General features: G+C 64.9%; 20 protein-coding genes and 1 pseudogene. 5 read left to right on the top strand and 16 right to left on the bottom strand.

What is annotated here, in order from left to right; all coding sequences use genetic code 11:
• Positions 1 to 2: 2 nt before the first annotated feature.
• From AC3IFE_RS23025 to AC3IFE_RS23015, 3 genes are read right to left on the bottom strand one after another with little or no spacing between them, the layout of a single operon-like run.
• Positions 3 to 689, bottom strand: a complete 687-nt coding sequence (locus AC3IFE_RS23025; protein ID WP_257755313.1) for a phage terminase small subunit — start codon at positions 687 to 689, stop codon at positions 3 to 5.
• The gene (locus AC3IFE_RS23020; RefSeq protein WP_059459483.1) at positions 686 to 1,705 is read right to left on the bottom strand and encodes a phage major capsid protein, P2 family; all 1,020 of its coding nucleotides are present in this window, start codon (positions 1,703 to 1,705) and stop codon (positions 686 to 688) included. The genes AC3IFE_RS23025 and AC3IFE_RS23020 overlap by 4 nt, the downstream gene beginning before the upstream one ends.
• A 36-nt stretch (positions 1,706 to 1,741) precedes the next feature.
• On the bottom strand, positions 1,742 to 2,566 hold the full coding sequence (locus AC3IFE_RS23015) for a GPO family capsid scaffolding protein (protein ID WP_489192189.1): 825 nt from the start codon (positions 2,564 to 2,566) through the stop codon (positions 1,742 to 1,744).
• Positions 2,567 to 2,710: 144 nt separating this feature from the next.
• Here AC3IFE_RS23015 and AC3IFE_RS23010 point away from each other — a divergent pair, with 144 nt between their 5' ends.
• Positions 2,711 to 4,462, top strand: coding sequence for a terminase ATPase subunit family protein (locus AC3IFE_RS23010; protein WP_489192187.1), 1,752 nt, complete (start codon positions 2,711 to 2,713; stop codon positions 4,460 to 4,462).
• The gene (locus tag AC3IFE_RS23005; RefSeq protein ID WP_489192185.1) at positions 4,462 to 5,514 is read left to right on the top strand and encodes a phage portal protein; all 1,053 of its coding nucleotides are present in this window, start codon (positions 4,462 to 4,464) and stop codon (positions 5,512 to 5,514) included. The genes AC3IFE_RS23010 and AC3IFE_RS23005 overlap by 1 nt, the downstream gene beginning before the upstream one ends.
• A 28-nt stretch (positions 5,515 to 5,542) precedes the next feature.
• On the opposite strand, the gene AC3IFE_RS23000 is transcribed toward AC3IFE_RS23005, so the two are convergent.
• The 3 genes and pseudogenes from AC3IFE_RS23000 to AC3IFE_RS22990 all read right to left on the bottom strand — a co-directional run.
• Positions 5,543 to 5,791 (bottom strand): hypothetical protein, encoded by a 249-nt coding sequence (locus AC3IFE_RS23000; protein ID WP_489192183.1) that lies wholly within the window; start codon positions 5,789 to 5,791, stop codon positions 5,543 to 5,545.
• A complete protein-coding gene (locus AC3IFE_RS22995) occupies positions 5,791 to 6,150 on the bottom strand; it encodes a hypothetical protein (protein ID WP_489192203.1) in 360 nt (119 codons plus the stop codon). The genes AC3IFE_RS23000 and AC3IFE_RS22995 overlap by 1 nt, the downstream gene beginning before the upstream one ends.
• A gap of 48 nt (positions 6,151 to 6,198) precedes the next feature.
• A pseudogene (locus tag AC3IFE_RS22990) lies at positions 6,199 to 6,420 on the bottom strand (PAAR domain-containing protein); the annotation flags it as partial.
• 167 nt (positions 6,421 to 6,587) lie between these two features.
• Between AC3IFE_RS22990 and AC3IFE_RS22985 the strand changes: the two are divergent.
• Both AC3IFE_RS22985 and AC3IFE_RS22980 read left to right on the top strand, forming a co-directional pair.
• Positions 6,588 to 6,842: a type II toxin-antitoxin system RelE family toxin gene (locus AC3IFE_RS22985; RefSeq protein ID WP_489192181.1), complete on the top strand. Its 255-nt coding sequence runs from the start codon at positions 6,588 to 6,590 to the stop codon at positions 6,840 to 6,842.
• Positions 6,826 to 7,152, top strand: a complete 327-nt coding sequence (locus tag AC3IFE_RS22980; RefSeq protein ID WP_489192179.1) for a helix-turn-helix domain-containing protein — start codon at positions 6,826 to 6,828, stop codon at positions 7,150 to 7,152. The genes AC3IFE_RS22985 and AC3IFE_RS22980 overlap by 17 nt, the downstream gene beginning before the upstream one ends.
• Positions 7,153 to 7,678: 526 nt before the next feature.
• On the opposite strand, the gene AC3IFE_RS22975 is transcribed toward AC3IFE_RS22980, so the two are convergent.
• The 4 genes from AC3IFE_RS22975 to AC3IFE_RS22960 form a co-directional block, all read right to left on the bottom strand.
• Entirely contained in the window at positions 7,679 to 8,596 is a 918-nt protein-coding gene (locus AC3IFE_RS22975) for a XamI family restriction endonuclease (RefSeq protein ID WP_035980310.1), read from the bottom strand.
• Positions 8,593 to 10,182 (bottom strand): Eco57I restriction-modification methylase domain-containing protein, encoded by a 1,590-nt coding sequence (locus AC3IFE_RS22970; protein WP_489192176.1) that lies wholly within the window; start codon positions 10,180 to 10,182, stop codon positions 8,593 to 8,595. Before AC3IFE_RS22970 ends, AC3IFE_RS22975 begins: the two co-directional genes overlap by 4 nt.
• Positions 10,179 to 10,361: a hypothetical protein gene (locus tag AC3IFE_RS22965; protein WP_147364258.1), complete on the bottom strand. Its 183-nt coding sequence runs from the start codon at positions 10,359 to 10,361 to the stop codon at positions 10,179 to 10,181. Before AC3IFE_RS22965 ends, AC3IFE_RS22970 begins: the two co-directional genes overlap by 4 nt.
• A gap of 339 nt (positions 10,362 to 10,700) precedes the next feature.
• Complete coding sequence (locus tag AC3IFE_RS22960) at positions 10,701 to 11,303, bottom strand: DUF4145 domain-containing protein (RefSeq protein ID WP_489192174.1); 603 nt, start codon at positions 11,301 to 11,303, stop codon at positions 10,701 to 10,703.
• Between the two features lie 600 nt (positions 11,304 to 11,903).
• On the opposite strand from AC3IFE_RS22960, the gene AC3IFE_RS22955 reads away from it, so the two are divergent.
• Positions 11,904 to 13,451, top strand: a complete 1,548-nt coding sequence (locus AC3IFE_RS22955) for a TIGR04222 domain-containing membrane protein (protein ID WP_489192172.1) — start codon at positions 11,904 to 11,906, stop codon at positions 13,449 to 13,451.
• A 68-nt stretch (positions 13,452 to 13,519) separates the two neighbouring features.
• Here the strand turns inward: AC3IFE_RS22955 and AC3IFE_RS22950 are convergent, their stop codons facing one another.
• Genes AC3IFE_RS22950 through AC3IFE_RS22925 form a run of 6 tightly spaced genes read right to left on the bottom strand, consistent with a single transcriptional unit; the run spans position 13,520 to position 21,649 of the window.
• The gene (locus AC3IFE_RS22950; protein WP_489192170.1) at positions 13,520 to 16,888 is read right to left on the bottom strand and encodes a glycosyltransferase family protein; all 3,369 of its coding nucleotides are present in this window, start codon (positions 16,886 to 16,888) and stop codon (positions 13,520 to 13,522) included.
• Between the two features lie 2 nt (positions 16,889 to 16,890).
• Positions 16,891 to 18,048: a dTDP-4-amino-4,6-dideoxygalactose transaminase gene (gene rffA, locus AC3IFE_RS22945; protein ID WP_489192168.1), complete on the bottom strand. Its 1,158-nt coding sequence runs from the start codon at positions 18,046 to 18,048 to the stop codon at positions 16,891 to 16,893.
• A 56-nt stretch (positions 18,049 to 18,104) separates the two neighbouring features.
• Positions 18,105 to 18,752 carry a class I SAM-dependent methyltransferase gene (locus tag AC3IFE_RS22940; RefSeq protein ID WP_089466364.1) on the bottom strand — a complete coding sequence of 216 codons (648 nt, stop codon included), beginning with the start codon at positions 18,750 to 18,752 and terminating at the stop codon, positions 18,105 to 18,107.
• A 10-nt stretch (positions 18,753 to 18,762) separates the two neighbouring features.
• The gene (locus AC3IFE_RS22935) at positions 18,763 to 19,485 is read right to left on the bottom strand and encodes a WbqC family protein (protein WP_489192166.1); all 723 of its coding nucleotides are present in this window, start codon (positions 19,483 to 19,485) and stop codon (positions 18,763 to 18,765) included.
• On the bottom strand, positions 19,482 to 20,867 hold the full coding sequence (locus AC3IFE_RS22930) for an NAD(P)/FAD-dependent oxidoreductase (protein ID WP_489192164.1): 1,386 nt from the start codon (positions 20,865 to 20,867) through the stop codon (positions 19,482 to 19,484). Before AC3IFE_RS22930 ends, AC3IFE_RS22935 begins: the two co-directional genes overlap by 4 nt.
• The gene (locus AC3IFE_RS22925) at positions 20,864 to 21,649 is read right to left on the bottom strand and encodes a class I SAM-dependent methyltransferase (RefSeq protein WP_059561588.1); all 786 of its coding nucleotides are present in this window, start codon (positions 21,647 to 21,649) and stop codon (positions 20,864 to 20,866) included. The genes AC3IFE_RS22930 and AC3IFE_RS22925 overlap by 4 nt, the downstream gene beginning before the upstream one ends.
• Positions 21,650 to 21,800: the final 151 nt, after the last annotated feature.

The following is a 21,800-nucleotide window of genomic DNA, read 5'->3' as shown; positions in this document are numbered from 1 at the left end:
TGTCAGCCACCGGGGCCGGACTGGCCCCCGTTGGCGGAATTCTTCAGCTCGCGCTCGAGCCGCTCGATGTCCTTCTTCACGCCCACGTTCGCGAAGAGCTGCAGCGCGCGGCGTAGATGGTCGAGGGCGCGCGCGGGATCGGAAGCGGAGAGGCCGTAGCCGATCGCCTTGTGCAGCTTTGCGCGAACTTCGTCGGGCATGTCGGCCGCTGCCGTGAGCCGTTCGATCTCGACGAGCGGTTCGACCTGGATCGCGTCGCCGGCGCGATGAGCGCGCAGCGCGGCCTCGGCGAACTCCTCGACGAGCAGACACGGCGTGCTGCGCTTGTACTGGTCGGGCAGCGGCAGGGCGTGCTGTAGCGCGTACGCGCCGATCTCGAGCGCACCCTGGTAGTCGCCGACGTCGACGCGCCAGACCATGATCGTCATCAGCACGTCGTCCTGCGCGCCAGCAGCGCCGTCGAGCACACCCGCGACCCACGCGTCGTATGCGGGCAGAAACTGACGCTTCAGATCGGCCTTGCGCTCGAGCGACTCGACAGCCTTCAGCGCGCGGCGGTGTTCGTCGAGCTGCGCGAGCATCAGCGTATATGCCGAGTCGTCGCGCAGCCCGCCGACACTCGCCGGCGTACCGCGCGCGGCCGTGGCCGCGACGGTGCGCTGGAAGTGTTGGCGGAACGGGTTCGTCATGCGCCACCTTGCGGAGCGGCCGGGGCAGCGTCGGCGAACTGGATGTCCTCGACCACGCAGCCGGCGCCGTACTGCTCGATCACGTACGCATCGTTCGAGCTTTCATAGTTCTCGATGCGATCGCGCTCGGGCACTTCCTTCAGCGAGCGCCGGCGCGCGCTGGTTTGCCAGTAGATCGACAGGTTGTCCAGGCGCGTGACCATCAGCGCGTGCGGCGGGAAGTACGGCACGCTGACGGCCGGCAGGTTGCCGACGCGCTTCTGCGAGACGACGATGTCGGTTGCGAGCGTTTCGGTCGACGGCTGCGCCTGGTTGATGAGCGGGAAATACTTGTCCTGGAGCAGCTCGCGGCCGCAGATCACGACGAGGTTCGGGTCTTCGGCGTACCACGGGTCGAGGAATTCGTTGCGCGCGAGCGAAACGACAGCGTCGAGATTCTTGAATTCCTCGCCCTTGCCGATCTTCACGCCCGAGAAAACGCGTTGCTTCGCATTGTTGCGGTACTGCTGCAGCCAGCCGATGTTCACGTCCTGCAGCAGCGGGTTCGTGGCGAGATCGGTATCGTCCGCGACCTTCACGCCGTTCCAGCCGATCATGATGCGATCGAGTGCCTGACGCACGATGATGGAATCGCGCAGACGCGCCTGGAAGTCCGGGAACTTCGCCCACGCGTCGAGCTGCTGATAGCGGATGTGCGTGTCGTAGTTCGTCTTCTCGCAACGATATTTCTGGCTGTCGAGTGCCGAGACGTCGCGCGTTTCACGCGCTCGCTTGGTCGTATCGGTGCGGCTCGCGATCGGGCCGGATACGCCGAGGCCGATCTTCTCGCCCTCCATTTCCTCGACGCCGTGGATGTTGATCCGGCCGAGGAATGCGCTCGATTCCTGGATCTTGGTTTCGAGCGTTTGCTGCACGCTCGGCGCGACCGAAAACTTCTTCGTGGCATCGCTGATGCCGTTCAGTTCCTGGATGCGAGCCAGATATCGGTTGTACTGCTCGCGGGTAGTGTTCCGCATGGGTTCTCCGTCTAGGGAAAATGGGATGAGGGCGGGTTAGCAGTCGGTCTGCGCCCCGTTGTCGCTGCCCGTCGACGTCGGCCGCTGTTGCGTGCTGCTATCGGTGCGCGAAAGCTTCTGGACCAGCTCGCTGTGTCGCTTCTCGCCGTCCTTCTGCGCGCGCTTCAGCTCGTCGACGTTCGTGTTGAATTTCTCGAGCTGCTCGAGCACCTGGCTCTGGCTTTCCGCGAGCGCGACGACCGATTGCGAGAGGTCGGAAAAGCGCTGGTCGTCGGTTGCTTCCTTGCGGTTCAGCAGGCCGCGCACCTTCGAGAACAACGACTTGCCGGCATCGCCGGTACGCGGCGGTGCGTCCTCGTCTTCGATCTCGATGTCGGCTTCGATGGCGGCGCTGAAAAGGTTTTCCGGGCGCTGCTTCCGTGCGTCGTACGCTTTGTGCTTCGCACTGAACTGCAACATTTCCGTGCCGAGGCTTGCTGGGTTGTCGGTGACGGCGAGACCGACCAGGTACGCCTCTCCCGTGCCGGCAAAATCGGGATCGACTTCCATCGACGTGTAGACCTTCTGCCGCTGCTCGTTGGTCAGCGCGACCAAGTCTTTGGTCGGCGACAGTTGCGCGAGCAGGCGCATCTTTCCGTCCTGCTCTTCTGCCTTGAGCGCGATCACGTCGCCATACGCGCGGAACGTGCTATCCGGGGTGTAGCCGCGAATGTGTTCCATGTTGATGCGTGCACCGTACGTTTTCGGGTCGTAGCTGCTCGCCATCTGTTCGAGCATCGCGCGATCGATCGTGCGGCCGTCCGTCGTCGCGCCTTCGGTCGCGATCCGGAAAAACTTCGTCTTCTTTGCGTCCTGTGCCATGTGCGAATCCGCTGAGAGGGGGCTGTGTTCAGGGATTCCAGTTTCGGCAGTTCGAACCGGAGTCGCAACGCATGTTGGTTGTGCCCGCAACCGATACAACCGTATGCAGTAGGGCCTACGCGCGCGCGTCGGTAGCCTTGCTGCATGACTGCACTTCCCATTGATTCATCCGACGTTGATCCACGCCGACGCGCACGCGACCTGTACTGGCAGGGGTATCGCATCGCGCGTATCGCCGAGCTGCTCGGCGTGAAGCCGGCCACGCTCTATAGCTGGAAAAAGCGCGATAGATGGGACGAGACGGAGCCGGTCGATCGCGTCAACATGACGATCGAGGCGCAGCTGATAAAGCTCGTCACGAAGGAGGCGAAGGAAGGGCGCGACTTCAAGGAGATCGACCTGCTGACGCGTCAGCTCGACCGGTTGCGATCGCGACCAGCGAACGATGCAAAGGTGAGCGAATCCGGGGGCGGTGGCGGCACGCGTCGATCGCGCAGCTCGGACGACCGCAACGCGTTCAGCGAAGAGCAGATCGAGAAGTTGAACGATGCGTTCCTCGAATCGATCTTCGACTATCAGCGCACCTGGTATCGGGCAGGCTTCAAAGAGCGGATTCGGAACATCCTGAAGAGCCGGCAGATCGGCGCGACCTGGTACTTCGCGCGCGAAGCGCTGCTCGACGCGCTGAACACGGGCCGCAATCAGATCTTCCTGTCGGCCAGCAAGGCGCAGGCGCACGTGTTCCGCCAGTACATCGTCCAGTTCGCGAAGGACGCGGTCGGCGTCGAGCTGAAGGGCGATCCGATGGTGCTGCCGAACGGCGCGACGCTGTACTTCCTCGGCACCAATGCGCGCACGGCACAGAGCTATCACGGCAACCTGTATTTCGACGAGTACTTCTGGGTTCCGCGCTTCCAGGACCTGCGCAAGGTTGCGTCCGGCATGGCGATTCATTCGCAGTGGCGCCAGACGTATTTCTCGACACCGTCGAGCCTCGCACATGACGCGTACCCGTTCTGGTCCGGTGCGCTGTTCAACCGCGGTCGCCCGAAGGATCAGCGCGTTTCGATCGATATATCGAACGCGGCGCTCTCGGCCGGGCGCACGTGTGCGGACGGCCAGTATCGGCAGATCGTGACCGTCGAGGACGCCGTGCGCGGCGGCTGCAACCTGTTCGACCTCGAACGCCTGAAGCTCGAATACAGCGCGGATGAATACGCGAACCTGCTGCTTTGCCAGTTCATTGACGATTCGCTGTCGGTCTTTCCTCTCGCGACGTTGCAGACGTGCATGGTCGACACGTGGGAGGTGTGGGACGACTTCAAGCCGCTGTACATGCGCCCGTTCGGCGACGAAGAGGTGTGGATCGGGTACGACCCCTCGCACACGGGCGACAGCGCGGGCTGCGTGGTCCTGGCGCCGCCGAAGTATCCCGGCGGGAAATTCCGCGTGCTCGAGCGGTTCCAGTGGCACGGCCTCGACTTCGAAGCGCAGGCAGCGCAGATCGAGGCGCTGACCCTGCGCTACCGCGTGACCTATATCGGCATCGATACGACGGGGATCGGCCAGGGCGTCTATCAGCTCGTCACGAAGTTTTTCCCGGCCGCGACGCCCTTCCACTACTCGGTCGAGATCAAGACCGCGCTCGTGATGAAGGCGCAAAACGTGATCCGGAAGGGCCGGCTCGAGTTCGACACGGGCTGGAAGGATCTCGCCGCCGCGTTCATGGCGATCAAGAAAACGATCACGCCCAGCGGGCTGCAGGTCACGTACAAGGCGAGCCGATCCGAAGAGGCGAGCCACGGCGACCTGGCCTGGGCGTGCATGCACGCGCTCGCGAACGAGCCGCTCGAGGGCGCGACGAGCACCAATACCGGATTTATGGAGCTTTTCTGATGTCACGCAAGATTCGACGCGGCGCCGGGCGCCGCACGCATGGCCGTGCCGAGCAGGCCGCCGAATCCACGCCGGCGCCGACGCCGCGCGCGGAGGTGTTCTCGTTTGGCGATCCGATCGAGGTAATGGATCGGCGCGAGCTGCTCGAGTATGTTGAATGCATGCGGATGGGGAACTGGTACGAGCCGCCGCTGCCCCTGGACGGCCTGGCGCGCTCGTTTCGGGCCGCGCCACACCACAGCTCGGCCATCTACGTGAAGCGCAACATCCTCGTGCAGTCGTACATCGAGCATCCGCTGCTGCCGCGCGCGGACTTCAGCCGTTTTGTGCTCGAGTACCTGGTCTTCGCCAACAGTTTCCTCGAGCTGCGCACGAACCGGCTCGGCGCACCGATGGCGCTGAAGTCGTCGCTCGCGAAGTACACGCGGGTCGGCGTCGAGCCGGGTCAATACTGGTTCGTCACGAATGTGCGGGAGCCGTACGAGTTCCCGAAGGGCTCCGTCTATCACCTGTACGAGCCGGACCTGAACCAGGAGATCTACGGGCTACCCGAATACCTGTCGGCGTTGAACTCGACCTGGCTGAACGAAAGCGCGACGCTGTTTCGCCGGCGCTACTACAAGAACGGGAGCCACGCAGGCTTCATCCTTTACATGACCGACGCGGCCGAGAAGCAGGAGGATGTCGATAACCTGCGCTCGGCGCTGAAGAACGCGAAGGGGCCGGGCAATTTCCGGAACCTGTTCATGTACGCGCCGAAGGGGAAGAAGGACGGCATCCAGCTCCTGCCGATCGGCGAGGTCGCGGCGAAGGACGAGTTCTGGAACATCAAAAAGGTGACGGTCGAGGATCAGCTTGCCGCGCACCGCGTGCCGCCGCAATTGATGGGGATCATTCCGTCGAACGCGGGCGGGTTCGGTGACGTGGAGAAGGCGGCCGGGGTGTTCAATGACCTCGAGATCGAGCCGCTGAAAGCGCGGCTCCGGGAGCTGAACGACTGGATCGGGAAAGAGGTTGTGCGCTTCCGCCCCTACGTGCCCCCGGCGCAGTGACGCAGCGCGGATCGTATGGTGATCGGGCTTACGGCTCCTGCGTGACCGACATGAATTTTTTGATGTCGGGCTGGCCGAGTGCGATGAGGTTGAGCATTGCAACGCCGAGTCGCCGAGCGAATTCGTCGTCCAGCTTGTAGTCGAAGTCGTCAAGCACGATCGGCATGTTTAGCGCACCTGCGGCGGCCTGAGCGATCTTTTTCGGGTCGACTGCCTGCACGTCGAAGTGGTCGCCGGTGTAGGAGAGCACGACCGAATATGGGGGATGGTTCGCCATCAGTAACCTCTGCATCGCTGGTATTTTTCGAACGCTCGTTGCGTGCAAAGCGAATATCCGCGCTTTCCACCCATCGGGCCGCCAAGAGCAGCACACAGCTCGAGGTCGAGCTCGTACTGGTCGTGGCACTTGTTTTCCTCGTACTCGCTGGCTCGCGATGCCAGCATTTCTGGTGCCGCGTTCGCGCTGTCGGCGCCGCCAGCAGTGTCGGTGCCGGCCAGACCGAACGGAATTGCATCGGCCAGAAGCGACGACGCCCCCGTTGCCGCGCCGCTCGCCGAGCTGGTGTCCGGCGCGATTGCAGGCGCAGCAGCAGCGGCGAAGCTTTGCGCCTCAGTTCCCGGGGCCTCGGTGAACATTACCGTCTGCGAAGCAATGAGCCTCGGAGGAGGCGCACATTTACAGATGCAGAGATCGCCGTCGACGGCGAGCATTCGGCCACCTGGCGCGGTGTGCGATATGCGTGCCCCAACGCACCTGATCGTACCGGTCGACTGACACGCGGGACATATTACGCGGTCGCCCTCGCACGCGCCGATCTTGCCGAACATTGACATCGTGGTCGCCGAGCCGACTACCGTCCCGCCTGCAGTTGTTTTGTCACCATCCCGTATATAGAAGCGCTTCATCGTTGAGCGGGCCTGAATTCGAAACAGGTTTGATCAGGCCACATGGAGGTGCGGCGGCGCAACCTGCTGGAATCGACAGGTACCCGTATCCAAAGCGTCGACGTACGTCGCGAAAATAACTTATAAAACATTTGCTAGGACTTATATTTAAACTTATAATGTTTCACATGAACTCGATCAAATGGACCCCCAAGGCATTCAAGCAACTGCGTAAGCTGGATCGCCAAATCCAGACGGTGATTCGTGACAGCGTGGGCACCTTGGAAGCCATGCCGAACTGCCAGAACGTGAGGGCCCTGACGAATCACGAATATGGCTACCGGCTCAGGGTTGGCAACTACCGGGTTCTGTTTAACTGGGACGGTGAGATCAAGGTAGTCGAAATCGAGGAGGTAAAGAAACGCGATGAACGCACGTACTAACATCCAAATCATCAACGGGCCGGACGGAGCGCCGGCCTTTGTGGTGATCCCTTACGCGGAATACATGGCGCAGCGCGACGAAGAGCGCGACCTCATTCCGCATGCAGTGGTCAGCGCTACGGTCGACGGGGTGACGCCTCTGCGTGCGTGGCGCGAATATCTCGGTCTGACGCAGGCGGAAGTCGCGACGCGACTCGGCATCAGTCAGTCCGCCTACGCTCAACAGGAAAGCAGCGAGAAGCTGCGCAAGTCGACGCGCGAGAAGATCGCCGCCGCGCTCGGCATTACGGACGCGCAGCTCGACGTCTGACGAGCAGCCACCCAGCAGTAAGACGCCGCCATGCACTTCGGTGCCGGCGGTTTTTTTTCGCCCATTCGCGTGCACGGCCGCGGTGGGTTCAGGCGCCGTCAGAACGGCTGGTCGCGCGGGAGGGCGCCAAGGTGCGTCGACATGCGGCAGGCCCGTGGCGAGGCTGCTGAGGGGCGCCACAGCCGGTCTCAATGGCGCAGGTTCGGCGCTGATGAGGCTGGTGCGGACACCGGCGCGCGCAGTTGTGACCCCGCCCCACCTGCTCGCAAAAATGAATGCTTTTTATGCACTCATGCGCCCGGGGCTCAGGGCCACCCGGCGCGGGCCGAGAGGCGATCGCTCGCGTGATTTCGTTATGCAGTTTTATGCGCCTTGGTTATGCAGTGGCGTCGTCCGACGTTGGAGCTCCGTCCGGATCTTACGAACATGCTAACGAAACGGGCAAGAGCTTCGGTCTTTGTTAGCTTGACCCACCAAGGGGACTGGACGGTGAGAGAGGTTATGGCGCTGCCCACCGTCCGGCCGGTTACTTGGTCGATTCGATGAATGCGCCAAGCTTATCCAGATCGTGCGACCAGAACAGGGAAAGTCCGCGCGCCTGTGCCTGCTCGAGGTTTAGAACCTTGAAGACACCGGCCAGTGCGGCGGCAGGCACGACCTGCGCGGTACCGAATTGCTTGATCCAGTATTCTGCTTTTACTGCAGCGTCGTTGTTCAGACGCTTGACGCTATTGGTGGCGCTATTTGACACCTTGCATTCGATTGCCATGAGGCGCGTGTCGTGTAGGCGTATGACAACATCAGCTTTGCGCTCGCCAAGCAGGCACTCGGCACAGAATTGCATGGCCTGCGGACCTTTTACGATCGTATTAATCGCCGCGGCGGGGGCCTCGGTAAAGCCAAGGCTGCGAAGGAAATCCTTCACTTGGGTTTCTTGGTTTTGCTTGCCCTCGTTGCGACGCTCGGTTGCGATTCGTTGCGCGGCCAGGAGAACGGATGAGGCGAGCAAGGCTGCCTCGCGCTGTTGCTGGGTCGGAGCGGTGCCGGCCTCCATCCACGGAAAGCGGTGCGGGTCAATTACGCGCTCAATGACCTCGAACAACTTGCGTATCGCCGCCGGATTCTTCTTCAGCACGCTTGGTGCGATCGAGTCGACGTCTGCGATTACCTGCAAGTCATCGTCAGAAATCGGTGGGCCGGCCAAGTAGCGCAACGCTTCGCCAAGACCCAGGCCATAGGCTTCGGCCAGATTCTCGTCGGTGATTGCGCCAGGGTTGAGGTCGCTCAGTTTCGTGAAAAGCAGGTCGAACTTACCGCGCGCTTGCTTGTAATGCATTTCCCAGGAGTCGGAAACGGCCAGCCTCTCGGCTCGAAACTCCGCGGAAGCTATGGCAGCGTCTTCGGTAAGCTCTTCGGTTGTCCAGCGAGGGGTGGAGCTTGTCATGCGAAAAGGGTCTCTAGGCTTGGGATACGGAGACGTTCAATTTCCTTGGGCTCGAATTTCGTTAGACCGCCGGCATAGGTTCGTCCGCTACCCGTGCTGATGTTTTTGTTGAGCCACGTCACCAGACGCGCCATTACGCCAGACTCCAGCGGTTCGCGAGGGTACAGGCCGTGCGCGACGTTGATGTGCCTCGCGTCACATGCGTTGAGCGTGAATTGAGGCGGCCGGCGGGCCATGTAGGTGCATAGGATTGGCGCCGGAGCTTTGAGGCCCACGGACCACCATGCCTTGCGGTGTTGGGCGATGTAGCTCTGATCAGCACCATTCAGCTTCGCCCATGAGAGGAATGCACTGATTCGACGGCGCTCTTCCTTACTGAAATCGTCGAGCTCGGCGGGCAGATCAATCACGCGACGCAGGACCTCAGCGGAGTGCAGATGCGCGCCGGCTTGGATTAAGTCCTTAGCCTTGGTGACGGCCGGCAACTTTACTCGCTCGGGCAAGCTCATCGCATGCTCGCCAGCGATCCAGATATCGTTTGCGCCCGTGACCTGACCTCGGTGCACGCGGAACAGTTCACCAAGCTCGATATTACCGGCCGCGGAAGGTTCTGACGGGCGAACGATGATTGACCAGCGCGGAGCGGCTTGTAGCTGCTCGCGCGGAACATCGGTTCCCTTGGTCAAGCCATTAAGTTGTTCCAGCTCGCCGACGTCGCGAACGCGCACGGGCCCATCCGTCTCGCCGACGCGGAAGCATGTGATCGCAGCAGTCGTCGCTGTGCCGGGGAACGCTTCAACCGTTGGCTCAAGTACGTGCAGGGCGATGCCGCCTAGTTCATCGAGAAGCAGGCGGCGCAGAGCCGAGCCGTAGTTCACGTCCATCCACTCGGCCGAGGTGATGAACGCGCCCACGTCGCCCGCCTTTGCGAGGAGGCGCGTTTGCAGGAAGAAATGTAGATGCAGGCCAGCGAGGGCACTAGCCTTGATACCAAACTTGGCAAAGTTGGACGCATACCAAGCTTTCCAGTCCTCGGCGATGTCATGGTGACGCACGTAAGGCGGATTGCCGATGAAGGCCGTCACCCCGGTACAGCGAGGGAGCTTTACTTCGCGATAGTCCTTGACCAGCATGGTCACCCGATCAGTCCATCCACGTGCGCTCAGATTAGCCCGCAGCATCAGCGCGGCCAAGGGGTCCATCTCGACGGCGACGAGCTGGGCGTCGGGAAAGGCTTCGCCCGCGGCGAGGATGAAACGCCCCGAGCCCGCACCCGGATCGACGATGCGTGCCGGCGCCCCTTGCGCGGCTAACCAGGCCATCATCGAACGCACGATGGGTGCGGGGGTGTAGACGGCGCCGGTGGCACGGCGCTCGACTGCGGAACGGATAGCGGCAAACGCGTCGCCCAGCGGATCGTTCCCAGCCCGGATGTCGTTGCGGACAGTGTCCAAGAAGGCCTGCTCAATCGCTTGCCCAGAGGCCTTCTTTTTCAGCGCCTTTTCACCGAGAGAAAGTGCAGTCGAATCCCCGACTAGTGCTGCGGCGATGGCGATCAGGTGATTTTCTGTTTGGATGCTATTCATGACTGAGCGCGGTGCTTACGGTTCTCCCACAACTCAGCGAAGAGGACCTTCAGTGTAATGCCGCGTTTGGTCGCTTCCATCTTGACCTCCTGCGCGAGTGCGGGGGACATACGGATGCCGACAATCTGTGTTTCGCCGTCGTTTCTGGCGTTTTTTCGGACTGCCTTCGGAGCGGTCATGTTGATTCCTGTCTGTCGTCGACTAGTCGACAGTATAGCGGATGCGACGATCGGAGCAGAGTTGTTGGGTTCGCGCAACGAGTCTCCGAATCACTACGCTCGGCGTTGTGAGAAATCGCTGACTCGCGTGGCATTTACGAAGACCGTGCTCAGCGCTCGAGGCCGCCGCAGCGCGGACATGAAACCATGTCGTCGAGCAGAGCAAGCGCCTTGACGAGATCATTAACAATGCGCTGCCCCCATGGTGGGGGCAGCGCTAACCTTTCGACGAACAACCTGACCGCGCGGCGCGGTCAGGTCGTCTATGCCGCGTCGATGCCCGCAAGCAAAAATGAGGATCTAGGCCTCTCCGGCGCGCCTCTTCTTGAACTGTTCGAAGCGGTCGCGGTAGGAGAAGAGGTAGTCCAGTATGGCGTTCGTGAACTCGATCGCGTCTTTGGCGTCGGGTTGGGAGATTACAACACCAACTCCATGTGCCGCCTCGTTGCCAACAACGCGCAGTGCGTCAGACCATTCGAACAAGCGCTCGTCGATCAAAGCACGTTCCTTCATCGTTTTCAGCGAGGCACTGAGGTTGCGTTCGTTGACACCGTGAGCCTCACACACACCTTCGAGAGTCTTGCGGCACATGATGGCCGAGGCCGTGTATGCGTGCGTGCGATAGCACGTACACGCTTCCTCGAACGCAGCTCGAATTTCGGGAGGTGCGCTTGGGTTGACGCGAATATCGCCTTGAGGAAAGACGATGAATGGCGTATCCCACTTGTCCCCCTCTGCCATGTTGCCGATGTTCGTCTGTCCGACAAGGATTGGTTCTTGGCAGACAGTGCACCCAAGTAGTGTGTACATCCGCGATGGCTCGCGTCCATCGAAATGACGCCAATAGGAGCCTACTTCCTTGGCGTCAACATACTGACGGCAGTTGGAGCATTCGATGATCATGGTTAGCCGATATGTTGCGTGCCCGAGCGATGAAGTTTAGCGGCGGACTGAGAATTCGGGGAGCGTATTCGTGCACCAGGCTAGAGTGGCAGCGAGCGGATCTTGGCGAGCCTTCGCTTTTGGCTGCTTAGTACCTTCTCTCCCAGCCGATCGCTCCCACAAGCTCGGCTTGGCCTCGGAAAAAGAAATGAACTGGGGAGTGCGTATCCGCGCGGGGAGCTGCGATGGGCAGTACAGTGAAAATACAGTTTGGGCGAAATTGGGCGGCCTTGATTGGCCTTGGGTAGCCTTGGTTTTACGGTTTGCGAGTTGCGCAAGGCATTGATTTATAAAGGGTTGCGGTGCGCGGGTAAAACTCCGAAGGCAGGGGTTGCTGGTTCGATCCCAGCCGGGCGCGCCAACTAGCCTGATTCCAGGCGTCGATTTTCCCGATCCGTTTTCCTGAAATCGCCAAGCGTAGCGTCACCCCACGGTATCGCATCGCCATCTCCCGCACCGCTTCCCCCGCTATTCCCCCGCCTTCCCATTGTGCGAGAATCGCCCGCAACGACAACTCCAAGCGTCGATCGCGGCGGCCGTCCGCGCATCGCGCCGACTCCGATGGCTGCCATTCCGTCCACCTCGACCGCAGTCGCTGCCTGCGCGCTGACCGATGTGCAGCAGGCGCTGCTCGCGCGTCTGCATGCGTATTCCCCCGACGATCCGCACGCGCCGCTGCCGTACAGCCGGCGCCTCGCTGAAGCCGAAGGCTGGTCGCATGACCACGCGCTGGCCGTAATCGACGAATACAAGCGCTTCGCGTTTCTCGCGCAGGTAGCCGGCCATCCGGTCACGCCGTCGCACGCGGTGGACGCCGCATGGCACCTGCACCTGCAATACACGCGCGAATACTGGGACGTGTTCTGTGCCGACGTGCTGCGCGCGCCGCTGCATCACGTGCCGGGCGCGGGCGCACCCGGCGAGGCCGTGCAGTACGCGCGGCACTACCGGCAGACGCTCGACAGCTACCGCAGGCTGTTCGGCTGCGAACCGCCCGAAGCGATATGGCCGCGCCCCGTAGCCGAGCCGGCCGTGCCCGCCGACGCCCCGGTGCAGCGCGCAGCACTGTGCGACGGCCCTTCGAGCGCGCCCGCCGCGCGCCGGCGACGCTGGCGGCGCTTCGCGAAGTTCGCGTGGCCAACGGCGGCGATCAGCGTCGCGGCGACCTGCGCGAGCGCGAGCGATTTCAATGTGCTGGACTTCTCTGGGCCGGACTTTCTCGGATTGTTCTACGTGCCGCTCTGCATCGCCGCGCTGCTGCTGATCGCCGGCCTGCAGTGGATCGAATACCGCCACCGTGCGTGGGGAACGCGTGCCCCCGAATCGTCGCCCGACCTGAGCGCGGAGGAAGCGGCGTATCTCGCGGGCGGCGGCGCGCGGATGGCGCAGGTCGCGATACTGTCGCTCGCGCATGCCGGTGCGATCGAGCTGCGGATGAGCAAGGTCCACGGCGCGCGGGTGCGGATCGACGATCCGCGACATGCAGGCGCTTATGGCGCCGACTGGGAATGGCTGAGGAGGCAACCTGGCGGCGAGACGAGCTGCCACGCGTTCGGTCAGCGTCTCGCGTGGCGCGAAGCCGACTGCGCCGCAGCGTTGCAGCGCAAAGGCTGGCTCTGGGCGCCGGGCGAGATGCGGGCGACGCGGATGGCCGCGCGCGCGATCCTGCTGCTCGTGTTCGGCGCGGGCGCGGCGAAGCTCGCGGTCGGCCTGAGCCGCGGCAGGCCCGTGCTGCTGCTGATGATTTTCATGACGGCGTTCATGGTCGCGTACCACTTCATGGTCGGACGCCTGCCCGGCTTCGGGCGCGGCGGCATGACGCGCGGCGGCGAGGCGGCGCTCGCCGCGCAACGCGACGAACGCCGGGGCGACCGCGCGACGCCGGACGGCCTCTTGTGGACGGCCGCGCTGTTCGGTGCCGGCGCGCTCGCCGGCACCGTGTGGGCCGCGCATTCGAAAGTGCTGATGGCGCCGCCGCCCGTCGCGGTGAACACCGGCGGGTCGAGCGGTTCGTCCGACTCCGGCGCCGGGGACGGCAGCAGTTCGAGTTCGTGCAGTTCGTCGGGCGCATGCAGCTCAAGCAGCTGCGGCGGCTGTTCGAGCAACTGAGCACCGGGCGCTGCCGGGATAGCGCGCCGTGCCGCCTGCGTCAGGCAAGCGGCACGGCGCACGTCGAACTATGCGATCGCGGCATCGGCGGGCGTTCGTGCCTGCGCAGCACGCCCGTCGCCCGCCTCGACGATCAGCGTCCAGTCGAACGCCGGCAGTGCGCAGAGCTGTTCGACGGTGGCCGTGTATTCGTGCACGGGCGCGTGCAGGTAGCGCACCTTGTCGGTCCATTCGGGCAGCGTCGCCTGCGACGTGGTCAGCACGACCGCCAGCAGATCCTGTTCCGGCCGCCTTGCGATTTCCTGCAGGCTCAGCCGGACCTTGTCGAGGTCGCCCTCGGCGTCCAGGATCAGCGCGCCGGGGATCGGCGCATCCGGCCGGCCGGGCTGGTTGCCGACAGCGCCTTTGTCGATGCACTGCTGATACACATGGCGATAGCGCGGCAGCGCCTGCTGTAGCGCGTGATGCTTGCGGACCTTCGCCTGCGCCGTGCGCGCGAGCCCGCGGCGCAGCGCCGGGTTCGCGATCAGCCGGTCGAGCGCGTCGACCCACGCCTGCGGCTCGTCCGGGACCAGCAGGCCGTCGCAGCCGTCGTGCAGCGCGAGGCGATAGGCTGGCCGGTCGCTGACGATCGAGACGATGCCGGCCGCCGCGTATTCCTGCCACTGGATCGTGCTCGTGCCGGCGTTGTAGTCGTGGTCGGCGAGCGGCAGCAGCGCGATGTCCCAGCACCGTTCCGGCAGGCGTCGTGCGTGCGCGTCGTAGTCGTGAAGCTCGGGCTCGCACCCGGCGTCCGGGTGGCCGGCCCAGCCTGGCGGGACGTCCGCGCCGACGAAACTCACCTTCACCTTGCCGGGATGGCGCGCGCAGATCGCCTGCAGCGCCGCGTCGACGAGCGCGAAGTTGTCGGCGCGCAGCGACGCGCCGGCGATGCCGATCGTCACGCAGTCGTCGCCGCGCGCCGTCACGGGGCGGTAGAACCGGTCGAAGTCCACGCTGTCGGGCAGCACGTGAACGCGCGGGTGCGACAGCCGGTAGCGGCTGGCGATGAACGGCGTGGATACGATCACGGCGTCCGCGTTGCGCAACACGAGCTCGATCCCCGCGCGGGCCATCCCGCCTTGCGCGGCGAGCGGGTGCGCGGCCGGCAGGTCGGTCAGCAGGTCGTCGGTCTCGTAGATCACCGGCTTTTCATGCTTGAAGATCGTATACAGGTCGTCGCCCGTCAGGATGCCGGGCGTCAGCCGGTGCAGCAGGATGGCGTCGGCCGTGGCCAGCACGCTGCTGTCGATCTGGCCGTCCCGGATGCCCGGGACGAGTTCCCATTCGTCGTTCAGCAGATCGAACGGCAGCGTGAGGCGAATTCGCGATGACGCGCACGCGTCCGGATCGATCGAATACACGATCAGGCGCTTGCGGCGCGGTGCGGCGTCCGCAGTCGCGGCGACGGGCGCCCGCGTCCGGCTCTCCGCGAGCAGCCGCGCGTACAGCACGCCGTGGCGGGCGGCGTTGCGGCCGATGTCGTGCTGCGCACGGATCGCATCCTGCGCGGCCGCGGCGAGTTGCGCGCGGGTTTGCGGATGCTCGATCAGGTGTGCGATCGCGTCGACCCACGCGTCGGCGGTGTCGGCGACGAGCCAGCCCGTGCGGCCGTGGACAACCGGGCAACCGTCCGCCGGCGTGGCGACGAGCACCGTGGCCGCGCCGGCCGCCGAGCATTCGAGCCATGCGCGCGGCGGCGCATCGTCGCGCAACGTGACCGGCGCCGCGACCAGCGCGATGTCGAGGTCCGCGCGCTTGAGCGCGTCGGCGTAGCTGTCGTAAGGGGCAGGCTCGGCGATCAGCGTGACGTCCGGTTCGCGTTCCCAGCCGGCCGGCAGCGCCGCGCCGACGAACGACACCCGGAGCTTCCCCGGAAACCGGCGGCGGAGCTCGGCCAGCGCCTGGCGGAGCTGCTCGAGACGCACGCCGTCGAGACCGGTGCCGGAAACGGCGAGGTTCACGTGGTCGCGCACGCCGGGCGCCGCGCGGTGCAGACGCTCGAGATCGACGCCGGTCGGCAGCACGTGGACCGATGCGTTGACATGACGGTACTGCCGCACCAGCGCTTCCGACGGCACGACGAGCGCATGCGCGCGCTGCACGGCGCTGCGGATGCCGGCCTTGCGGCGCGCGTTGTCGGCCGCGCCGGGGATGTCGGCGAGCAGCGTGTCGAGCGGCGCGTCGATCTCGAGGACGACCGGCTTGCCGAGCGAGAACAGGTGTTCCAGCGTGGCGGGGGACAGCAGGCCCGGCGTGTCGCCCTGCAGCACGATCAGGTCGGCGCGCTGCAGCGCGTCGGGATCGATGCCGGCTTGCGTGACAGGGAAAGTCAGTGCCCATTCGCGGTCCAGCCGCGCGAACGGCTGCACGAAGCGCAGGCTGGTGCGCGCGTGGTCGGCCGGTTCGGCGGTGACGACCGCGATGCACGAGTGCGGCGCGGACGCCGGCTGTCCCGGGGCGGCGGCGCCCGTCGCGACGGCCTGCGTATCCAGCTTGTCCGCGTGCGCCTGGGTCCGCTCGACGAAGTTCTGCAACTGCTGCCAGAACGCGTCCTCTTCCTTCAGGTAGACGCCGCGCGCTTCGTGAACGGTGGCCTTCGCGTGCGCGATCTCGTGTTCGTCGAGCCCCCACGCGATGCCCTTGCCGTCCATCACCCACCGGGTCGGCTCCGACAGCGACGCGTCATTCATGATGCACACGACCGGGCATCCGCACAGCAGCGCTTCGAACACGGCGGTGGACCATTCGTACATGTACACGCACTCGACCTGTCGGAACAGCGCCGCGAGTTCGTGCGCCGAACGTTCCGGCACGCGGGTCGAGATTTCGATCGACTCGGCGGTGACCGGATGCAGCGTGCCGCCGCGCCGCAGGTGGCGATTGATGAAGACGGCCGTGCCGTTGCGGCGGGCGTTGTCGACACCGTCGCTGTTGAAGATGCGCGTGTCGACCAGCGGTATGCGCAGCAGGTCCGCCTTCCATTCTTCGGGCACCAGCGACGGCCCGAACGTGAAGATGAGGTCGTTCGGCTGCAGGGCGATCGGTTCGCCGTTGATGCGACCGGGCTCGGCCAGCAGGTAGCGCACGACGCAGCGCGCGTTGAACGGATTGCCGGTGACGACATCCGGGTAGACGACGATCGGGCTGCGATTCGCGCGGGCATGCGCCTGCACGATGTCGTTGGTCAGCGGCGGCGTGCGCAGATCAGGATGCACGACCGGCGTGCAGACGTACGCTTCTTGGCCGAGCAGGTTCAGCACGTGGCACAGGTAGTGCATCGCGCGGATCCCGCCGGAGGTTTGCCGGAAATTCGGCGCGAGTATGTAGTACGGGTGGCCGAGTCGCGTAAAGATGCGCGAACCGCCGTGCGCCAAGCCAGATTTGGGAGTGGTCATCGTTATCGGGTGCGGTAGAAATCGAAGACCACGTCGAGGATGCGATCCTGTTCGGCTTCGGTCATGTCGTGGTACAGCGGCAGCCGGACGAGCCGGTCGGCGACGAGGTCCGTCACCGCCATGCCGGACCCGCAGCGTCCGTAGCGCTGGCCGGCCGGCGAACTGTGCAGCGGCACGTAGTGGAACACCGCGTTCACGCCCACCGCGCGGATCTGCTGCAGCAGCTCGGTGCGTTCGGCGAGGTTGCGTGCGAGGAAATAGAACATGTGGCCGTTGCCGCGCTCGGCGAGCGAAATCGCGGGCAGCTCGATCAGGCCGTCCGCGTGCAGCGGCTGCAGTGCGTCCTGGTAGCGCTGCACGGTCGCACGCCGCTGCGCGGTGATCACGTCCGCGTGCTCGAACTGCGCGTACAGGAACGCCGCGATCAGCTCGCCCGGCAGGAACGACGAGCCGACGTCGACCCATGTGTACTTGTCCACCTGCCCGCGGAAGAATTGACTGCGGTTGGTGCCCTTCTCGCGGATGATCTCCGCGCGCTCGACGAGGCGCGGGTCGTTGACCAGCAGTGCGCCGCCTTCGCCCGAGATCACGTTCTTGGTCTCGTGGAAGCTGAGGCACGCGAGGTGGCCGAGGCTGCCGAGCGGCTTGCCGTTCCACGACGACTGCAGCGCCTGAGCGGCGTCCTCGATCACCCACAGGTCGTGGTCCGCCGCGAGCTGCCCGATCACGTCCATGTCGCACGCGACGCCCGCGTAGTGCACCGGCACGATCGCGCGCGTGCGCTTGGTGATCGCGGCGGCGATCTGCGTCTCGTCAAGGTTCAGCGTGTCGCGGCGGATATCGACGAACACCGGCGTCGCGCCGCGCAGCACGAACGCGTTGGCGGTCGACACGAACGTGTAGGACGGCATGATCACTTCGTCGCCGGGCTGCACGTCGGCGAGGATCGCGGCCATCTCGAGCGCGGCCGTGCACGAGTGCGTGAGCAGCGCGCGCTGGCAGCCGATGCGCGCTTCCAGCCAGCGGTGGCAGAGCTTCGTGAACGCCTGGTCGCCGGCGAGGCCGCCCTGCTCGACCGCTTTCGCGATGTAGTAGAGCTCCTTGCCGACCACGAACGGGCGGCCGAACGGAATGACGTCGAGATTGGGTGGGCCGAACATGGTCAGGCTCCGCAGTAAGGGGGACGTTCGGCCGCGCGGCTCGCGCGCGGCACCGCTCAGATGTCCTTGCGGACGAGAATCGTGAATTCGTACAGGCCGTAGTCGTGCAGCAGCGCGACGTGACGCGAATAGCGGCGCTTGCAGCGATCGAACAGCGCGCACGGGTCCGCGTAGTACAGGAGGTCCGGGCGCATGAACGGCGGATCGGAATACGACGTCAGGCAGTTGAACGCGAAGCCCAGTCGGCTCGTCGCGTGCAGCGTGTCGAGCGTCGCGTGGATGTAGTCGAGCCATGCGTCGTCGCCGTGACCGCGCCTGACGTTGAAGATGCCGGATGCGATCCCGTAGTCCGACGCGGCCTGCGGCACCGCGCCGACATGAAATGCGACGTTCGCGTCTTCGCGATAGCGCTGCCGCGCGGCGTCGACCATATCGGACGAGATGTCGTAGCCCGCATACGCGAAGCTGTCCGACAGCGCACGCGCCTTCAGGAAATCGACCAGCGCGCCGTAGCCGCAGCCGATGTCGTTTACCGAGTGGCCGCCGGACTCGGGCAGGATCTTCGTCAGTTGTTCGAAGCGCAGGAACTGGCTGGATTCGCCGTTCCAGTCGACGCCGCGCGCGGTCGCGCCGTGCTCCGCCAGCCGCGCGCTGTAGTACGCGGCCACTTCTTCCAGCAGGCTCGCATGCCGGGATTCGCTCATGGACATCGCCTCAGTCTTTCGAGGTCAGCGCGTACCGACGCGCGTCGGGACCGCAGTTGAACAGCACGTCGAGCACCGTCACGCCGTGGACGAAGTCGCCCCACTGCTGCGGATACTCGGGATAGGTCGGATAGTCGAACCAGCGCACCGCGACGCCGGCATCGGCGAACAGGTTCTCGTCGAGGTAGCTGCGCGCGGCCGGGCCGGACAGGTACTCGGACGCGCCCGCCTGCACGCACAGGTTCAGCAGCTTCTCGGTGCGGTCGCCGTGGAGCGCATAGTCCGACGTCGACGACACGCGCGTGCCGATCTCCAGTTGCCGCAGGACCCACGTCAGCATCGCGAAATTCAGCTCGCTCAGCATCCCGTAGGTGTGACCGGTGTAGAGCGCCTCGAGCTCGTCCGCATAGCGCGCGAAGTGCGGCGCGCGCGCGTAGTTCTGCTGCAGGGCCTTCCAGTGCAGCGGCGCCCAGTCGGCGCCGTCGATCTCGGTTTCGCGGATCGACTGGTGATACTTGCCCTTCACCTTTACCGGCACGCTCAGCCATTGCACGCCCTGCGGCGTCTTGATCTGGTTGCGGTTGCGCCAGTCGCGGCGCGTGTACTGCGCGTCATCGTAGAGGATGAACTCGTCGCTGGCGGCGATCAGGTCGAAGTAGCCCTTCCACGGAATGTAGTTGGACTGGACGATCGCTACCCGCTTCGCGTCGCGGTTCATGGTCGCACCGCTCATGCCGGAATGTGGCCGTACCGGTACATGTCGACGAGCTCGGGCGGAATGCCCCAGTCCGTTGCGCCCAGCTTGTCGTGCAGCGCCTCCAGGTCCGCGCGCATCGCGTTCCGGAGCTGTTCGACCATGCGGTTGCGCGCCGGCACGAAATCGTGCTGGTACGCGGCATTGATCTGATGGCGTACCGTCTTCGCGATCGCGGCCTCGCGCGTCATGTTGCGGATCAGCGGGCGTTCGGGCGCGAGTTCCGCGTAGCGCGGATCGATCGGCTCGCCGCGCATCGCCGCGACGAGATCGCGGCTCAGCACCGGCGACAGGTGGAAGCCGTCGCGCTTGGTGCCGCCGAGAATCCACAGGTCGCGCACGCTGGTTTCGCCGAACAGCGGATACAGGTCGGACGTCGTCGGTCGCCAGCCGACGTTGACGTTGACCAGGTTCGCGCGCGAGAAGCGGGTGTTGATCTGGTCCATCGCGGACTTGAGCAGCGTGTACGCGCTGCCGGCGTGGCCGTGCTCGTGCGGCACCGGGCTGATGTAGTTGCTGGCGCCGACGAGGGTCCGGTCGGGCCCGTACGGCGCCGAATACACCCCGCACGCGAGGCCGCGGTTGGTCGTGCGCACGCAGTGCGTGTGCACGTTCTCCGTGCTCTGCAGTTCGATCGACATGCCGATGCCGTAGAACATCCGCTGCACCGGCAGATCGGGCAGGCTCGCCTGCAGCACGCGCGTCACGTTGGCGCCGTTGCAGAGGATGAAGCGGTCCGCGCCGAGCACGCTGCCGTCGGACAGGCGCGCCCCGGTGACGCGTCCGGCCGCGGTGTCGAGCCGCTCGACCTCGGCGTCGATGAAGCGCACGTTGCCGGCTTGCGCGACCGACGCGGTCAGCGCGTCGAGAAACTGTTTCGGATTGACCCAGCCTTCGCGCTTCAGGAAGACCGCCTTCAGCGCGCGATAGCGCGGGTCCGGATGATAGTTCGGGATGCCTGACGGATCGACCGCCTCGCAGGGCTCCTCGAATTCGCGGCAGAACCGCTGCATGGCCGCGAAGTTCTCGTCGTCGAGCGCGTCGGTCGCCGCGTTGTTCAGCACGAAGGTGCCGAAGCCGTGCGCGATCGCGCGCTCCGGCGTGCAGATTTCAGCGAATACGGCGGGCCAGGCTGCCGTCGCGCCGCGGCTCAGCTCGAACTTGAAGCGGTCGATCGGCGTGCCGAGCGAATCGCCTTCCAACTCGGTGAACGAATTGAGCATCGCCGCCGCAGCGCGCGTGGCCGAGCCGGGCCGATGCGCGTGGCCGACGATCACGAGCTCGACCCCCGCGTCGGGCGGGGGCCATGCGCGCGCCGTCATCAGGCCGAGAATGCCGTTGCCGAGGATTGCGATTTTCATTTGCGTGTGCCCCCACCTTCGGGGAATGACAGGTAGCAGAGCGACGGATAGGCCGCCGCCTTGTGGATCTGGTGCGGACGGTTGCCGAGCAGGTCGCGCAGGTAATGGACGCCTTCCGCGGGCAGCTGGCCGCCGCGGGTGAGCTGCCAGAACGCGACGACGCCGCCGGGCACCAGCCGCTCCATCACCGCGTCGAACGCGTGCCGGGTCGGCTCGATCACGTTCAGGTCGAACCACGCGAGCGCGACCATCTCGCCGGGATGCGCTTCGCCGAACGCCGCCAGCGTGTCGCGGCAGTCGCCTTCCCACACGTGGTGCTTGTCATGCACGTGCCCCATCGCGTTGCTGCGCTCGTGCAGGTTCAGCAGCTTGCGCAGCAGGTCGGCGTACTCGCCGGACAGCGAGTACGTGCCGTCGGAGAACAGCTTGCGGTCGCGCGTGTCGTGCTCGGCGAAGCCCGTGTAGCCCGTGAACGTATCGAATGCGTGGATGCGGCGCTGGAAGTTCAGCGGCTCGAGAATCGCGCGGAAGTTCTCGCACAGCACGGCGGTCTGCCCGCGCCACGTGCCGAGATCGAGGATCGCGCCCGGCAGCGGCACGATTTTTTGATAAATCTCGAAGGTCGCGAGAATGCGTGCGAGGAGCGAGCCGCGCACGAACAGGCCGAGCGACCGTTCCAGTTCCTCGCGCGTCGCGGGGTAGGTCTGCATCAGGTCGAACAGTTCGCGGCGCGCCGCGAGCTGATCGCCGTCTGCGTTGGTGATGATCGCTGATTCGTGCATACACAGGGCTCCAGGCACAAAGGGTGTGACCGGACGAGCGCGTGTCGGCGCGGCGGCATCGGAATGCGCAGCCGTCCGAGCGTCGCAGGTCGGACATCTTTCTACGATCAAGTCTAGCGAGCGCCGCCAGGATCGAATGTCGGATTAGCGG

The sequence above is a fragment of the Burkholderia sp. APQ4-4ca genome (assembly GCF_057837105.1).
The sequence above is the reverse complement of the archived record's forward strand: the minus strand, read 5'-3'. Positions and strand labels throughout refer to the sequence as shown.

Excerpts from the sequence above, each read along its gene's own strand:
- AC3IFE_RS22970 (WP_489192176.1), bottom strand. The coding sequence starts at position 10,182 with ATGAATAGCATCCAAACAGAAAATCACCTGATCGCCATCGCCGCAGCA.
- AC3IFE_RS23010 (WP_489192187.1), top strand. The coding sequence starts at position 2,711 with ATGACTGCACTTCCCATTGATTCATCCGACGTTGATCCACGCCGACGC.
- AC3IFE_RS22965 (WP_147364258.1), bottom strand. The coding sequence starts at position 10,361 with ATGACCGCTCCGAAGGCAGTCCGAAAAAACGCCAGAAACGACGGCGAA.
- AC3IFE_RS22955 (WP_489192172.1), top strand. The coding sequence starts at position 11,904 with ATGGCTGCCATTCCGTCCACCTCGACCGCAGTCGCTGCCTGCGCGCTG.
- AC3IFE_RS23005 (WP_489192185.1), top strand. The coding sequence starts at position 4,462 with ATGTCACGCAAGATTCGACGCGGCGCCGGGCGCCGCACGCATGGCCGT.
- AC3IFE_RS22950 (WP_489192170.1), bottom strand. The coding sequence starts at position 16,888 with ATGACCACTCCCAAATCTGGCTTGGCGCACGGCGGTTCGCGCATCTTT.
- AC3IFE_RS22960 (WP_489192174.1), bottom strand. The coding sequence starts at position 11,303 with ATGATCATCGAATGCTCCAACTGCCGTCAGTATGTTGACGCCAAGGAA.
- AC3IFE_RS22930 (WP_489192164.1), bottom strand. The coding sequence starts at position 20,867 with ATGAAAATCGCAATCCTCGGCAACGGCATTCTCGGCCTGATGACGGCG.
- AC3IFE_RS22980 (WP_489192179.1), top strand. The coding sequence starts at position 6,826 with ATGAACGCACGTACTAACATCCAAATCATCAACGGGCCGGACGGAGCG.
- AC3IFE_RS23000 (WP_489192183.1), bottom strand. The coding sequence starts at position 5,791 with ATGGCGAACCATCCCCCATATTCGGTCGTGCTCTCCTACACCGGCGAC.
- AC3IFE_RS22985 (WP_489192181.1), top strand. The coding sequence starts at position 6,588 with ATGAACTCGATCAAATGGACCCCCAAGGCATTCAAGCAACTGCGTAAG.
- AC3IFE_RS22925 (WP_059561588.1), bottom strand. The coding sequence starts at position 21,649 with ATGCACGAATCAGCGATCATCACCAACGCAGACGGCGATCAGCTCGCG.
- AC3IFE_RS22935 (WP_489192166.1), bottom strand. The coding sequence starts at position 19,485 with ATGAGCGGTGCGACCATGAACCGCGACGCGAAGCGGGTAGCGATCGTC.
- AC3IFE_RS22975 (WP_035980310.1), bottom strand. The coding sequence starts at position 8,596 with ATGACAAGCTCCACCCCTCGCTGGACAACCGAAGAGCTTACCGAAGAC.
- AC3IFE_RS23025 (WP_257755313.1), bottom strand. The coding sequence starts at position 689 with ATGACGAACCCGTTCCGCCAACACTTCCAGCGCACCGTCGCGGCCACG.
- AC3IFE_RS23015 (WP_489192189.1), bottom strand. The coding sequence starts at position 2,566 with ATGGCACAGGACGCAAAGAAGACGAAGTTTTTCCGGATCGCGACCGAA.
- AC3IFE_RS23020 (WP_059459483.1), bottom strand. The coding sequence starts at position 1,705 with ATGCGGAACACTACCCGCGAGCAGTACAACCGATATCTGGCTCGCATC.
- AC3IFE_RS22995 (WP_489192203.1), bottom strand. The coding sequence starts at position 6,150 with ATGTTCACCGAGGCCCCGGGAACTGAGGCGCAAAGCTTCGCCGCTGCT.
- AC3IFE_RS22940 (WP_089466364.1), bottom strand. The coding sequence starts at position 18,752 with ATGAGCGAATCCCGGCATGCGAGCCTGCTGGAAGAAGTGGCCGCGTAC.
- rffA (WP_489192168.1), bottom strand. The coding sequence starts at position 18,048 with ATGTTCGGCCCACCCAATCTCGACGTCATTCCGTTCGGCCGCCCGTTC.